The following is a 13,667-nucleotide window of genomic DNA, read 5'->3' as shown; positions in this document are numbered from 1 at the left end:
GCAGTAGCCGAGCGTCGCGGAGGTCACCTCCGCGGCGCTCGGCGCTACCGGTCGGCAACCCGTGGGTAGCGGCCTCGACAGTGCTGCGCGGGATCCGATGGAACCAACCAGGCTCCCGCCGCGTCCAAGTAGGCATGTACCCCAAACACCCACGGACTCCGACCGGATACTTCAATCACTACGACGATCCGGACGAGTTCTGGGACGAGGAACCTCTTGTCAGGAAGTCGGCGCCGCCGTGGGAGACCTCGCCTGCTCCCGCTCCGCCGCCGAGCTCCTCCCGGCCCGACCCCGCAGCGCCTCGTGCTACGAATCCATTCGACATCGACGAGCTCCTGCAAGAGCTCGCGAAATTCCATGGGTACACCCAGGCGATCTCCGGCTTGATGCAGGAGGTGATGTCCGCCGGGCCGGATCGAGCTACGGCCCGCGACGGCACCGGAGTCGTCGAAGTCGGTATCAGCAGTGCCGGCGAGCTGATCGAGATAGCGGTATCGGACGACTGGCGGCGGGTTCTCGATCAGAGCACTATCGGACAGGCCGTGACCGATGCGGTCATGAATGCCGAGCGGAAGCTCCTCGAATCGACGAGTATCGCCGCGGTCGACAACGGCACGGTAGACCGGCTCGAGGCGCTGAGCATGGACGACGTCGTACCGACGAAGTTCACCGCGCCCGAGCCCACTTCTGCGCCGACCGGCGACTCGGGCCGGTTGCTCGAAGACGCGCTGCAGATTCTGTCCGGTCGTACCCAGGCCGCGAAGGTCGACACCTTCGTGGGCGAGGTCGGCATGGAGTCGGAGATCTCCGTGTCGACCACGCTGGGCCGAAATGGCATCGCCGAGTGCGTTATCCGCATTCCTTGGGGGATGGACGTCGGGGGCAGCTCGATTTCCTGGGCGGTCAAGGAATCGTACGACCAGGCATACCGTCGTCGACTCGATGCCGGGTCCGGTGGAATCGGATCCGCCGGCGGCGCGATCAATGAGGCGATCCAGGCGCTTGTCGATCTGCAGATTCGACCACCGCGGTGATACGGGCGGGGCATTCGACTCATCACATCGAGGAAGGGAACGGCAATGGGTGCTGATCCGGAGAAGCTCGCGGTCGCCACGGGATCGTTGCGGAACGACGCGAACGTGTGGGACGGCAAATCCGCCACCATGTCGGAGATTCAGGCGAAGATTCAGTCCCTGACCTTCACCCACATCGAAGCGGGACTGTTCTTCACGATCACGAGTGCGAACGACGAACTCGTAACAGACCTGACCGGCCGATCGGGGGAGGCCGCGCAGCGCTTCACCGAGGTGGCCAACGTACTGCGTATCTGTGCGAATACCTATGAGGCCGAAGACAACGCGGGTAAGCACAACCTCGATAGCATCTGGTAGACCAGGAAGCAGATCATGACTTTTGATATCTCCCAATACAATTCCGTGCTCGATGGACTGGACAAGTTCTTCGACAAGGTCGACAGCGCGATCACGACGGATGTCCCGAACGCGCAGTCCGACGCTCTCGATCTTCCGTACGTGCGGTTGCTGCCGTCGCTGCAGAAAGTCATCAACGCCTGCGCGGACAAGATCGTCGAGATCTGCAATTGGATCTGGACGAAGATCAAAGAGATATATACCGGAATACGTGCGCCGTACGAAATGTATCTCCGCAGCAAGGACTGGGCCGATGTCCGCGACGATGCGAACGGCGTCAAGCAGGGCATCGATCCCAATAATGTGGAAGCTCTACGGTATTGGGAAGGCGCGGCGCGCATCGCGTACCTGCAGACGTCCACCAGTCAGAGCACGGCCGCGGGAACGTTCTCCGACATCGCCGAGAAGGCCCGCAGCGCGATGATGGATGCCGCGGTGGGCGGCCTCGCCTTCTACGTCGGGATCCTGGTCATCTGCGCCGAGTTCTTGCTCGGTCTCGCCAGGGCGATCGGCGAGCTGCTCTCCGGCGTGGGCGCGCCCATCAGCATCGTCGACATCGCCGCCACCGCCGGCATCTCCACCGCCGCCATCTGGGCGGCGATCGCCGCGCTCTCGACGTTCCTCGGCGCGCAGGCGAAGGCCTTCGGGGACCTGGACAGGTCCTTCCCCGAGGGGAAGTGGCCGGATTCGCAGTCCGCGAGTTTCGGTGACGCATCGGTCGAAGGGGACAACGAATCCAGGTGGAAGATCGCGTGAGCGTGTCTCCGGATCAGGTCAGGGACGTCACTCGCTGGGAACAGCGTGTCCGCTTGTTCGGACTCGCTGTGTCGGCGGTGCCGCCCACGCTGATCGGGTGTGGACTGATGTTCACCTTTGTCGGCGAGTGGGCGGGTGTCGGACCGGTTCAGCGCGTTGTCATCGGCTGCGCGTTGCTGATGCAGGTGCCGGCGATCTGGGTCAGCCGGCGGGTGCCGCCGACCGGACGGCGCCTGGTCGCGGTGCGCAGCGCATTCTTCGCTACCTACGCGGCGGTGACGATAGCTGCGGCTCTGCTGGCCCGCGAGGAGGACTGGGAGATCTTGTCCATCCCCGTCTTCCTGATGCTGATCTTCTCCCTCCACGCCCTGTACGAACGCTGTGTCCACCGCTTCGAGAAGTTCGGCAGGGCGAAGGGCGGGGAGTGACGTGCAATCTTTCGTTCCGAAATGTGCGCGACGCGACCGGTATAAGGTCCGATCGAACCACGTTATGTCGGCAACGAGGAGTATGCCCAGTTGATCGTCGCCGAGTAGTGCTGTGCTGCTCGCCTACCCTGTTTCCCCTGGTAGGCGAGCAGCATCAACGCTTCACGACTGCCAGTCAGCCGCTAGACTCGAATCGTTCGGCGCGAGCGGCGCGCTGTGCTCAACGAATCGGAGGTGTTCGGGTGGCGATGCCGTTACCGCACTCCGATCACTGGACTGCCGCGGGGTGCCGGTGGGTCAGGTCGAACTCGCTGTCGAGGTGGTGTCGAAGTCGACCACCCTGCAAGATCGCCTGGTGAAGCCGGTCCTGTACGCGCAGGCTGGGATCCCCACCTACTGGCGATTCGAGATCAACTCGTTCGAAGGCCAGCTGCCCGGCGAGGCACTTCCGGTTCTTTTCGCCTATTCGCTGGGGGTCGATGGCGAATACGAACAGACCCATCGCGCGTCGGCGGGTAGCCCCGTGACGTTGCGTGCACCGTTCGAGGTCACGTTCGACCCCGCTGCGCTGCTTCCTCGCTAGCCCGCCGATCCCGTCCGTACCACGTCTGCGATATCCAGGGCGTGGCGTGCGGTCTTGCGTTCCGAAATGTGCGGAACGAGGAACCGGGATAAGGTCCGGTTCTCTACGGGAACAGGAAGGGAGCGGTTGCCATAACGCTTCGGATTTGGCTGAGCAGTGCGGGCGCAGCGACTGTCCAGGTTATGCGGTTGCTGCGCGAGAACCCCGACGGTGTGGATGTCACCGTGTACGCCAGCAATGTGGATCCGAGTGCGGCTGCCCTCTCGGTGTGCGATGTATCGGCGGTCGAACCTCGGTACGTCGACAACGAGGAGTACGCGCAGTTCGCGCTCGACTTCTGTCGGACGCACCGTATCGATGTCCTCATCCCGCCCCGGCGCCTCGACGCGCTCGCGGGCCGGGTCGCGGACTTCGCCGCGGTCGGCACCAGTCTCATGTGTTCGCCGTTGTCCGCGGTGCGGGCGCTGACCAGTAAAGTCCGCACCTACGAGATCGCCGGTGCGGCGGGCATTCCTGTGCCACCGTGGCGGGAGGCGAGCGACGCCTGCGAGTTCTACGCCGCCGTCGACGAATTGTCGCGAGACGGGGAGGCGTTGTGCATCAAGCCGAGTGGCGAGTACTCGGCGTTCGGCTTCCGCATCCTGGACGACCGTCCGCTGACCATGGCGAGCCTGCGGGTCGCTCCCCGGCCGGTTGCCTCGGTCGAGGCGGTGGCGGGGGCCTTGCGGCGGGCGGCCGAGGCGGGCGAGTTCGTGCCCCCACTGCTGGTCATGCCGTTTCTCGAAGGTCCGGAGATCAGCATCGACTGCCTGTCGGCTCCGGGAGGTGAACTGCTGGTGGGTATTCCGCGCGCCAAACAGGGCCGCTTCCGCACGCTGCTGGACGACCCCGCGGTGGTCGACATCGCCCGGCAGCTGGTCCAGCGCTTCGAACTGGCCTACCTGACCAACGTGCAATTGCGTTATCGCGGTGGACAACCAGTGCTGCTCGAGGTCAACCCACGCCCGTCGGCGGGCCTGTTCCACACCGCCTTCGCCGACGTGAATCTCCCCTGGGCCGCGGTCCGCCTACTGCTGGAACGGGATTCGGGCCTGCGGCTTCCACCGCGCCTAGGCGCCCGCCTCGCCGTGGCGGAAGCGGTCATGGAGGTCACCCCGCACCGCGACGATCCGGCTCCCGATCGGGTACGCCGGAGCGCGGACCTGGTTCCGGGCTGACCGGGTTACCCGGCGGGCTTCTCGATCCCGGTGATGCCGGAGAACGCGGCTGTTCCGGAATAGCCGATGAGGAAGCCAACCAGGAGGCCACCCCAGAAGTCCTCGACGGTGACGAAGGATTGAGCATCGGCCTTGCGTGCCGCGAAAACGATGGCGACGCCGCTGAGCAGGACGGCCAGCAGCAGTGCGCTGGCCGTCTGCCCGGAAACGACAGACCCACCGGCTTGATTGTCCTGCAACGTCCGCGCCGCACTGCCGAGAGATCCGCCGAGGCCACCTCCGAGCATCACCTTCCAGAGTGCGGCTTTGACCGCGACGGTGAGCGAAGTGGTGTTGGAGTACGTCCGTGGTGTCTGCGGGGACACGACGGCGTGATCGTCGTTCGGCAGCAGCGGCTGCGTCTGATAGATGACGGTGAGTTGCAGGTGGTACTTGGCCGGGAGGAACAGCGGGTTTCTCCCGGTTCCCAGCCGAATCGTCCACACGTCCGTGCATCCCGGTTCGAGCGCGGTACCCCGGGGCAACGAGCCGACCAAGGGCACTCGCTCGGACTCGTCCGGCTGCGAGTGGATACTGACCGTCGAGTTCCTGCTCGCGGTGACGTTCAGGTGCTCCAGGGGGCCGAAATATCGAATGTTGGCGCCGTCATCGGCGTCGACATTGGCGGTTTGCCCCTGCCGCAGCAGCCGGTGGGCACTGTCGATCTCGGCGGACAGTTCCCGGACTTCGCCTTCGATTCGTCGGCGGAGCGGGTCATTGTCTTCGTCGTTCGGCAGCTTTCGAAGTTGGTTGCGGAGCTTCTTGATCGTGCCCTCTCGGTCACGGAGTCCGCGCAGTACTTCCTTCTCCCATTGAGTGCCCGAGGGGTCTTCTCGTCTGCCTGCTGTTTCGGTCGATCGCCACGCAAGTTGCGTCGGCAGACTCAACTCGACCGCGCTGATCCAGACCGAAGTCTCGAAGGGATTCTTGATGTGTAGGTAGACGGTGAAGTCGCTGCCGGAATAGACCTCGGGAACCGATAGATCAACCGAGAGATCGAGCAGGCCTCGTTGCAGCGGGATTGGATCGCCGGCGGGTGCCACCACGGGAGCAGCTTAGCGCTATTGCTCTGCGGCCATGGTGATTACGAACGCAGCTCCCTAGCTGGGCTGGAGTAGGCGGTTCAGGCCGTCGAGGAGTAGGTCGAGGCCGAAGGTGAAATCCGCTAGTCCGGAGTGGGTTCCGTCGATGACCAGGGTGGCGAGGGTGTGCATGTGGGGGTGGGTTTCCGGCGGAATCAGGGGGAGGAATTGCGTTGCTGCCGAAACGTATTCGGAGGGGTCGAGGGGGAAGTTGATGGCTTGCAGGGTGAAGCCGTAGATGTGGCTGTCCAGCGCGTTCCAGGCTCGGTCGGCTTGTTCGTAGGTGAAGCCCGCGGTGATCAGGCAGCCGAGGGTGGCGTCGATGTAGCGGAGCATGGCGGGGCCGACGTTGACGCGGGAGCCGAGCAGACCGGTGGCCCAGCGGTGGCGGAGCAGGACTTCGTGGGCAGAGGTGGCGCGGCGGCGGAGTTCTGATTGCCAGTCGCCGCCGGCTTCGGGAACGTAGATCTCGGCGACGACCAGGTCGATGATGCCGTCGAGGAGGTCGTCCTTGTTGGCGACATGGTTGTACAGCGACATCGCCTCCACGCCGACCGCCTTGGCGAGCCTGCGCATCGAGAGTGCGTCGAGTCCCTCCTGGTCAGCGAGTTCGATTGCCGCGCGCAGGACTCGTTCCCTGGTGAGCGGGGTGCGGGGCGTCATGACGAATCCTCCTTGACCTACTTACGGCGTAAGCGTACCGTCTGCGAATAGAGGCTTACGCTGTAAGTGCGAGATGAGGGACGCTCATGACCGATGTGGATACGGCTTCGATGACCGCGTGGGTAGCGCCTCGGTACGGCGGAGGTGAGGTGCTGCGCGCCGAGATCGTGCCGCGGCCGATGCCAGGCGAGCGGGATGTGGTGGTCCGGGTGCGGGCGGCGTCGCTGTGTAGCGGTGACCTGCACTTGCTCAACGGAACGCCGTATCTGCTGCGCCTCGGGTTCGGGTTGCGCAGGCCCAAGCGCCGGATGATCGGGCAGAACCTGGCGGGAGAAGTCGTGTCCGCCGGCGGGCTCGTCACCGAATTCCAGGTCGGTGACCGTGTATTCGGTGAGGTGCCCAGTGGCGCATTCGCCGAATACGTTCGCGCCGATGCCGGGTCGTTCGCCGTGGTTCCCGCCGAGCTCGGCATGGAAGAGGCTGCCGCCATACCGGATTCGGGGATGACCGCGTTGCAGGGATTGCGCGATATCGGCAAGGTCGGACCGAGGCAGCGGGTGCTGATCAACGGTGCGTCCGGCGGAGTAGGCAGCTTCGCGGTGCAGATCGCGAAGGTGCTAGGCGCGCACGTGACCGCGGTGTGCAGCACCCGCCATATCGACATGGTGCGACGTATCGGCGCGGACGACGTCATCGACTACACCGTGGACGATTTCACCCGGACCGACGTCCCGTACGACGCGATCTTCGACCTGGCGGGCAACCGTACGCTGCGCGAGTACCGCCGAGTGCTCACCCCGGAAGGTATCTACATCTCCTCCGCAGCCGCACCGGGCGACAACTGGATCGGCCCGATTCGCTGGCTCGGTTCGGTCGTCCTGGCAAACCTCTTCACCCGCCAGACCCTGAAACCACTGCTGATGCGCCCTGCTGCCGCCGACCTGAACTACCTGGCGGCCATGGCGATCGACGGTTCTCTCCGGCCAGTGATCGAACGCCGAATTCCCCTGGCGGAAACGCCTTCTGCCATTGCCGCCTTCGCCGCAGGCCACGCCTCGGGCAAGACCGTGCTCGTCGCATTGGACAGCTGATCACCAGGCTCCGGTGGCGGCATCGTGCGAGAGGCGATCGCCACCAGAGCCTGGTGATCTTGATCAGCGGAACAGGGCGGCGAGGTCGATCGTGCCCGCCATGGCCGCGGCGCCCGCGTCGTTGAGGTGCATGCCGTCGCCGCTGTCGAACTCGGGGCGGATGAAGTCGGGGCGCTCCGGGTCAGCGACCGCGCGATCGACGTCGAAGACGGAGTCGAAAACATCGGTGGTGCGCAGCCATTCGTTCACGGCGTGGCGGGTCGGCTGGGTTTCCAGCAGGGGCATGCCCGGGTAGACGCAGCCCGCGTACGGGCCGATGGTGGCGGCGTGGATGCGGAGTCCGGCCGCGTGCGCGCGGGCGGCCAGCTCGGTGAATCCGGCGATGAGATCCTCCGCGGTCGCCGACGGCTGACCGCCCATCGCGCCGAGGATGAGATCGTTGATGCCGAAGTTGACCAGGACATCGGTGACACCCGGCACCCGGAGTGCGTCGGATTCGAAACGGCCGAGCCCGGATCGGCCGATCTGCTCGGCGGTGAGGCGGTTGCCCGCGATGCCGTTGTTGACCACCCACCCGCGGGTCAGCCGGGAATTGAGCGCGTCGACCGAGCGGCGATTGGCGCTCAGGGTGGTACCGACGCCTTCGAACCAGGAGTCACCGAACGCCACCGCGATCGGCGGCGGATCCGCCACCAGCACATCGATCCCGGTGACGAAGAACCGGAACGGAACCTCCTGCGCGTCGGTGAGTTCCACGTCGGCGGTGTGCTCGCCGGGGGCCAGATAGGCGATCTCGGTCGGCTGGTGGGCGAAGGTCGCGAGCCCGGTCGAGGTGGGCAGGTACAGGCTGAGCAGCAGGTCCTCGCCGGCGGCGACCGGCAGGTCGATCGGATCGCTCACCAGCTCGGCGCCCGGGTCGATGGTGAACGCGGCCGCGCCGTCGAACCTGATTTCGCGATCGGTGTCGGCGATGGCGGCCGAGCCCTCCTTGCGCTGCGCGATCCGCGCGGCCCCGATCCGCACGGGCGCGGTGCCGTAGCGGTTGGTCAACCGCACCCGCAGCGCGTCGCCGCCACCGGCCAGGCGCACGACGTGGCGCACGGTCTCGTCGCTGAACTCCCGCGATTCGGCGAGCTTGATCTGCTCGTTCGGGTCGATGACGCCGGTCCGGAACCCGGCGACCCACGTGTTGTCCTGCATGATCACTCCAATATTTGCCGTGAGGACTATTGCGTATGCATAGATCTACTCTGAGGTATTCCTCTTGTCAACTATCCGCACGGCAAATATTGGCTAGAGTGGTGCTCATGTCCGTGTGCGAACTGTTCGACGACCCCCGGCTGACGATTTCCGGCCTGCTCTTCGAGGCCCACAGCGGCCTGCTCGCGAAGCTCGAGCCGACGTGGAAGGCACACGGTCTCTCCGGCCTCGATCTCAATGCCCTCACACGCTTGAGCCGATCGCCGGAGCTGCGGCTGCGCATGTCCGACCTGGCCGCCCAGACCGAGCTGTCGACCAGCGGGGTCACCCGGCTGGTCGATCGGCTGGCCGCATCGGGCCTGGTCGAGCGCAAGCTCGACCTTGCCGACCGGCGCAGCGCCTACGCGGTGTTGACCGACGCGGGGATTCGCCGCCTCGAGGAAGCTCTTCCCGACTATCTGGCTGCCCTGGAGCGATGGCTCACCGGGCTCCTGACGCCCGACCAGCTGGACGGCTTGGTCGCGGGCCTGCGCGTTATCAGGGACGCGACAAACCCGGCGGCTACCGCCATCGCCGACCAGGGCTGACGCTATTCGCCGGAGTCGTGGGCCTCGCGGTACTTGCGGACCTTCGTGAGATTGCCGCAGCGGTCCATGGAGCACCAGCGGCGACGGCCGGGGCGGGACGCGTCGACGAAGAGCAGGCCGCAATTGTCGGAGGCGCAGACGCGGATGCGGGTGGCCAGCGGGCCGGAGAACAGGTCGATGGCATCGCGGGCGAGGGTGGAGAGGGCGGCGCGTGCGGTCGGAGCCGGGTAGCCGCGGGTGCCGTCGGGGTGCAGTCGCGGGATCAGGGGTGGCTCGGTCGCCGCGACGTTGATCGTGTCGATGTCGGTGGGGTCAGGGGGGATTCCAGCCGCGATCCCGAAAGCGGCTCGGGAGAGTGCCGCGCGGAGAGTCCGGAAAGCGGCGATGTCATGGCCCTCGGCGGCGATGTCGGGGATCTCGAGGACGACGCTCAGCCAGTGACCCAGGTCCTCGGCGGTGTGCACGATCTCCCACACCGCGAGCTCGCCCTCACCACCGGTGTGCACCAGGTCGAGAGAGACGCGACCGGTCTGGAAACGGCGCCGGACCGCCGGTGGGAGAGATTTTCGCCCTTGCATGACACCAGTTTAACTGGTTACCGTTGGTTCATGGCTATCTCGACGTACATCAATCCCGAATCCCTGCACAGCAACCCGGCCTTCTCCCAGGCGGTCCGGGTTCCGGCCGGTGCCGACCTTGTCTACATCGGCGGTCAGAACGGTGTCGACGCCACCGGTCGCGTCGTCGGCCCTGACCTCGCCTCCCAGGTGAAACAGACCCTCGACAACCTGCGTACCTGCCTCGCCGCCGCGGGCGCCGAACCCGGCGACGTGGTCAAGTGGAACCTCCTCATCAAGGAGGGTGAAAGCCTGCAGGAGGGTTTCGCGGCCTTCGGCGCGGCCTGGGGGCGCATGCCCAACCCGCCCGCGATCACCTTCGCCTTCGTCTCCGGTCTCGCCGTCGATGGCGCGCTCATCGAGATCGAGGCGGTCGCCGCCGTCGCGCCATGATGCGCTGAATCAGTCCGCGAGTTCGCCTGCGGTGCGCCAGGATTGGCGCTCGGCAGCGAAGGCCTCGGCTTGGACGGCACGGAAGTCCGCGATGGCTGAGGCGTTGTCGGCGAGGAATCGGCGATAGTCCGCGAGCCGGAATTCGCCGTCCTCGACGGTGACGTCCACCTTGCCGGCGGCGAAATCGGCGCGGAGGTCGAGCAGTTCGCCGGCTTCGACGGGGTGCCAGCGGATGCGGTCGAAATAGCGCAGGAGCCACGGGGTTTCCGCGTCGGTGGCGAAACGGTCGACGCCGGGTCCCGCGGTGCCGCCCGGTCTGGCGCGGTGATTCCACACCTGGGTGGTGCGGCCGACGAACTGGTAGCCACCGGGGCCTTCCATGCCGTAGATGCAGAGGTAGGCGCCGCCGATGCCGACGGCGTTCTCCGGGGTCCAGGTGCGGGCTGGGTTGTATTTGGTGGTGACGAGGCGGTGGCGGGGGTCGGTGGGGGTGGCGACCGGGGCGCCGAGGTAGACGTCGCCGAGGCCGAGGACCAGGTATTCGGCGTCGAAGACGGTGCGGTAGACGTCGTCGACCGAATCCAGGCCGTTCATGCGGCGGATGAACTCGATGTTCCACGGGCACCAGGGGGCGTCGGCGCGGACGCCGTGCATGTAGCGGGTGATCGCCTCGCGGGTGGACGGGTCGTCCCAGGAGAGGGGCAGGTGGACGGTCCGGCTCGGGACGACGAGCTGATCCGAATTCGGCAGTTGCGCTTCGGCTTCGGCGAGCAGGTCGAGGAGCTGCCGGACTGGGAGGACGGCGGGGTCGACGCGGACTTGCAGCGAGCGGATGCCCGGGGTGAGCTCGATGACTCCTCGCGGACCGGCTTCGATCAGGTGCTGGTGCAGGGCGTGGACCCGGGCGCGAAGACCGAGATCCAGGGTGAGCGTGCCATATTCGACAAGAACGCCGTCGTCGCCCTGTCTGCGATAGGTCACGCCGGTCTCGTCGTCTACGTCGGTGCGGCGCAGGATTCCGTCGTCGCCGTCGCGTCCCGCCGAGAGGACGGTGCCGAACGAGGCGCGGCGGTGTGCGCCGAGTTCGTGTGCGGGAGCGGCATGTTCGGCGCGAATGGGAACGAAGCGGACCGTGTCGCCCGGTGTGAGCTGGCCGAGTTTCCAGCGGTCGGCCGCGACGACCGTCACCGGGCAGACGAAACCGCCCAGGCTCGGGCCGTCGGGGCCGAGCAGAATCGGGGTGTCGCCGGTGAAGTCGAGCGCGCCGATGGAATAGGCGTTGTCGTGGATGTTCGACGGGTGCAGGCCCGCCTCGCCGCCGTCGGTGCGCGCCCACTCCGGCTTCGGGCCGACCAGGCGGACGCCGGTGCGGTCGGAGTTGAAGTGCACCTCGTAGTCGGTGCCGAGGATGGTGTCGACATCGTCGCGGGTGAAGAACTCCGGTGCGCCGTGCGGGCCCTCGGTGACGGCCAGTTCCCAGCGGTGGCCGAAGGCGGGGATGTCGGCCATCGGGACGGCGGGGGCGCGGCGATGCGCTGGTTCGCCGAGCGTCAGTGACTCGTCGGCGCGCAGTGCCGCGCCGGTGCCGCCGCCGAACTTGCCGAGGGTGAATGTCGCCGCGCTGCCGAGGAATTGCTCGACGTCGATGCCGCCGGAGACGAGGATATAGGTGCGCATGCCGGGTCCGCGGATGGCGCCGACATCGAGGACGCCACCGGCCGGCACCTCGACGGTGCGCCATTGCTCGACCGGATGACCGTCGACGCGCACCTCGGCGACCGCGCCGGTGACACACACCCAGGTCGACTCGCTGAAGCGCAGCGCGGGCCCACCCAGCGTGCACTCCAGCCCAGCCGCGCCCTCCTGGTTGCCGAGCACCCGGTTCCCGAGCCGGAACGACAGGTCGTCCATCGGACCGGACGGCGGAACGCCGATGTGCCAGTAGCCGATTCGCCCCGGCCAGTCCTGCACGGTGGTCTGCATTCCGGGACGCAGGACGTCGATGTGCGGGGCGGCGTCGGGTAGCGGAACCTCGGGGCTCGTCGTTACCTCAGGACGGCGGGCGGGTGTCTCGGCCGAGCCGAGGTCCGAGGTCGGGACGGTGAGACTCATCGGGTCACCACCATGCGGACCGGCGTCGGGTCGAAACCGTTGCAGGGGTTGTTGATCTGGGGGCAGTTGGAGACCAGGACCAGGGTGTCGACCTCGGCCCGCAGGGTGACCTTCTTGCCCGGCGCCGACAGTCCGTCGACGATGCCGAGGGTGCCGTCGGCCTCGACCGGCACGTTCATGAACCAGTTGATGTTGGGCACCAGATCCCGCTTGCCCAAACCCCATTCGAGGGCAGCGGTCAGGAAGTTCTCCACGCAGGCGTGCTGGTGACGGGTGTGATGGCCGTAGCGCAGGGTGTTGGATTCCTGGGAGCAGGCGCCGGCGATGGTGTCGTGGTTGCCGACCTCGTCGGCGACGACCGTCATCAGCGGGGTGCCGCGTTCGGTACGCAGGACGCTGCCCGTGGTGAGGAAGATATTGCGCTGGGCGGCGACGGTGGCCTGGGCGCTGTAGCGGTCGGTGCGGTCGGCGGCGGAATAGAGCAGGCAGTCGACGGCCTGGTTGCCGTGCAGGTCGATGATCTCGAGCTGATCGCCGGCGCGGACGATCGCCGACCACGGCGCCTGGGCGGGGACGGTCTCGTCGAGGACGACGGTGCGGGTGGTCGTTGTCATGCCAGAACCTCCGTGTTCTGCGCGGCGGCCCAGGCGGCTTCGGTGTTGTCTACGGCCCGCCGGTATTCGGGGTCGTCGTTGGGTGTGGCCGCGAGATCTGCCGGCGAGGACCAGGCGAGGACGTCGAGGTCGCCGGTGGGGCGGTCGTCGAGGGGGTGGGGAGCGTTGGCGACCAGGAGGGTCACCGGCAGGTGGATGATCAGGTCGACGGCGGCGCCCGCCGGGCCGTTGCCGGTCGACTCGATCGCGCCGTCCGCGGCGACCCGCGCACCGCGGAACAACGCGATCGACGGGCCGATGTCGCGTGGCTCGAGGCCCTGCTTGGCCCCGGCCAGGTGGAGTTGGTGGCGGCCGTCGGTGGTGGGGCCGCACAGGGTGTCGTGGTGGCCGGCGGAGTCGGCGACCACGGTGGCCATGACCCGGCCCTGGTCGGACAGCAGCGGATGTCCCGCGCTCAGGTAGGCCTGCCATGGCACCTTCACGGTGTCGGCGACATTCAGCCGCTCCCAGGGTGATTCGGCGCGCAGCAGGAACAGGTGAGCGCAGGTGGTGCCGGTCGGGTCGGCAAGCCGGACCCGGGTGCCTCGGCCGAGGACCACATTCGCGTAGCCGCCCGCCGGAATACGTTGCGCGAGAACGACTGCTGCCGGGTCGACTCCGGCGGGGATGTCGGGGCGGGCGATCGTGGCCGCCGCGGCCTGGGCTCGCGCATGTGCACGGGCGCCGTCGGTGGAGTGGGTACTCGTCATCGTTCTCCTGTGTTTTTGGAGCGCTGGCGCGCTCGAGTCGGCGGCCCCTTGTGTCCCGCCGGTCAGGCACCGTTGCTTGCTCCTTCGTCGCCTACGCAACGGCGCC

The 13,667-nt window shown here is 66.9% G+C and carries 16 protein-coding genes; 9 read left to right on the top strand and 7 right to left on the bottom strand.

Features of this window, described 5'->3' with window-relative positions:
* Positions 1–386: 386 nt before the first annotated feature.
* The 6 genes from ACWF82_RS10710 (at position 387) to ACWF82_RS10685 (ending at position 4,414) form a co-directional block, all read left to right on the top strand.
* A complete protein-coding gene (locus tag ACWF82_RS10710; RefSeq protein ID WP_452500088.1) occupies positions 387–1,034 on the top strand; it encodes a hypothetical protein in 648 nt (215 codons plus the stop codon).
* A 45-nt stretch (positions 1,035–1,079) separates the two neighbouring features.
* Positions 1,080–1,391: a hypothetical protein gene (locus ACWF82_RS10705; protein ID WP_452500086.1), complete on the top strand. Its 312-nt coding sequence runs from the start codon at positions 1,080–1,082 to the stop codon at positions 1,389–1,391.
* Positions 1,392–1,406: 15 nt separating this feature from the next.
* Positions 1,407–2,186: a hypothetical protein gene (locus tag ACWF82_RS10700; RefSeq protein WP_452500084.1), complete on the top strand. Its 780-nt coding sequence runs from the start codon at positions 1,407–1,409 to the stop codon at positions 2,184–2,186.
* Positions 2,183–2,614: a hypothetical protein gene (locus tag ACWF82_RS10695; RefSeq protein WP_452500082.1), complete on the top strand. Its 432-nt coding sequence runs from the start codon at positions 2,183–2,185 to the stop codon at positions 2,612–2,614. Before ACWF82_RS10700 ends, ACWF82_RS10695 begins: the two co-directional genes overlap by 4 nt.
* A gap of 286 nt (positions 2,615–2,900) precedes the next feature.
* The gene (locus tag ACWF82_RS10690) at positions 2,901–3,197 is read left to right on the top strand and encodes a Uma2 family endonuclease (protein ID WP_452500080.1); all 297 of its coding nucleotides are present in this window, start codon (positions 2,901–2,903) and stop codon (positions 3,195–3,197) included.
* A 131-nt stretch (positions 3,198–3,328) separates the two neighbouring features.
* Complete coding sequence (locus ACWF82_RS10685; RefSeq protein ID WP_452500373.1) at positions 3,329–4,414, top strand: ATP-grasp domain-containing protein; 1,086 nt, start codon at positions 3,329–3,331, stop codon at positions 4,412–4,414.
* Positions 4,415–4,419: 5 nt separating this feature from the next.
* Here the strand turns inward: ACWF82_RS10685 and ACWF82_RS10680 are convergent, their stop codons facing one another.
* Entirely contained in the window at positions 4,420–5,499 is a 1,080-nt protein-coding gene (locus ACWF82_RS10680; protein ID WP_452500078.1) for a hypothetical protein, read from the bottom strand.
* A gap of 54 nt (positions 5,500–5,553) precedes the next feature.
* Entirely contained in the window at positions 5,554–6,198 is a 645-nt protein-coding gene (locus ACWF82_RS10675) for a TetR/AcrR family transcriptional regulator C-terminal domain-containing protein (protein WP_452500077.1), read from the bottom strand.
* Positions 6,199–6,284: 86 nt separating this feature from the next.
* Here ACWF82_RS10675 and ACWF82_RS10670 point away from each other — a divergent pair, with 86 nt between their 5' ends.
* Entirely contained in the window at positions 6,285–7,289 is a 1,005-nt protein-coding gene (locus ACWF82_RS10670) for an NAD(P)-dependent alcohol dehydrogenase (RefSeq protein WP_452500075.1), read from the top strand.
* 63 nt (positions 7,290–7,352) lie between these two features.
* Here ACWF82_RS10670 and ACWF82_RS10665 read toward each other — a convergent pair whose 3' ends face one another.
* Positions 7,353–8,489, bottom strand: coding sequence for a GDSL-type esterase/lipase family protein (locus tag ACWF82_RS10665; protein ID WP_452500073.1), 1,137 nt, complete (start codon positions 8,487–8,489; stop codon positions 7,353–7,355).
* Positions 8,490–8,596: 107 nt separating this feature from the next.
* Between ACWF82_RS10665 and ACWF82_RS10660 the strand changes: the two genes are divergently transcribed.
* Complete coding sequence (locus tag ACWF82_RS10660) at positions 8,597–9,076, top strand: MarR family winged helix-turn-helix transcriptional regulator (protein ID WP_452500071.1); 480 nt, start codon at positions 8,597–8,599, stop codon at positions 9,074–9,076.
* 2 nt (positions 9,077–9,078) lie between these two features.
* On the opposite strand, the gene ACWF82_RS10655 is transcribed toward ACWF82_RS10660, so the two are convergent.
* Positions 9,079–9,654, bottom strand: a complete 576-nt coding sequence (locus ACWF82_RS10655) for a CGNR zinc finger domain-containing protein (RefSeq protein WP_452500069.1) — start codon at positions 9,652–9,654, stop codon at positions 9,079–9,081.
* A gap of 30 nt (positions 9,655–9,684) precedes the next feature.
* On the opposite strand from ACWF82_RS10655, the gene ACWF82_RS10650 reads away from it, so the two are divergent.
* Entirely contained in the window at positions 9,685–10,086 is a 402-nt protein-coding gene (locus ACWF82_RS10650; RefSeq protein ID WP_452500067.1) for a RidA family protein, read from the top strand.
* A gap of 9 nt (positions 10,087–10,095) precedes the next feature.
* Here the strand turns inward: ACWF82_RS10650 and ACWF82_RS10645 are convergent, their stop codons facing one another.
* The 3 genes from ACWF82_RS10645 to ACWF82_RS10635 are packed head-to-tail and all read right to left on the bottom strand — an operon-like array spanning position 10,096 to position 13,561.
* Positions 10,096–12,198, bottom strand: coding sequence for a 5-oxoprolinase/urea amidolyase family protein (locus ACWF82_RS10645; RefSeq protein WP_452500065.1), 2,103 nt, complete (start codon positions 12,196–12,198; stop codon positions 10,096–10,098).
* Entirely contained in the window at positions 12,195–12,812 is a 618-nt protein-coding gene (locus ACWF82_RS10640) for an urea amidolyase associated protein UAAP2 (protein WP_452500064.1), read from the bottom strand. The genes ACWF82_RS10645 and ACWF82_RS10640 overlap by 4 nt, the downstream gene beginning before the upstream one ends.
* Entirely contained in the window at positions 12,809–13,561 is a 753-nt protein-coding gene (locus ACWF82_RS10635; RefSeq protein ID WP_452500062.1) for a DUF1989 domain-containing protein, read from the bottom strand. The genes ACWF82_RS10640 and ACWF82_RS10635 overlap by 4 nt, the downstream gene beginning before the upstream one ends.
* Positions 13,562–13,667: the final 106 nt, after the last annotated feature.

The sequence above is a fragment of the Nocardia sp. NPDC055053 genome (assembly GCF_053608285.1).
The sequence above is the reverse complement of the archived record's forward strand: the minus strand, read 5'-3'. Positions and strand labels throughout refer to the sequence as shown.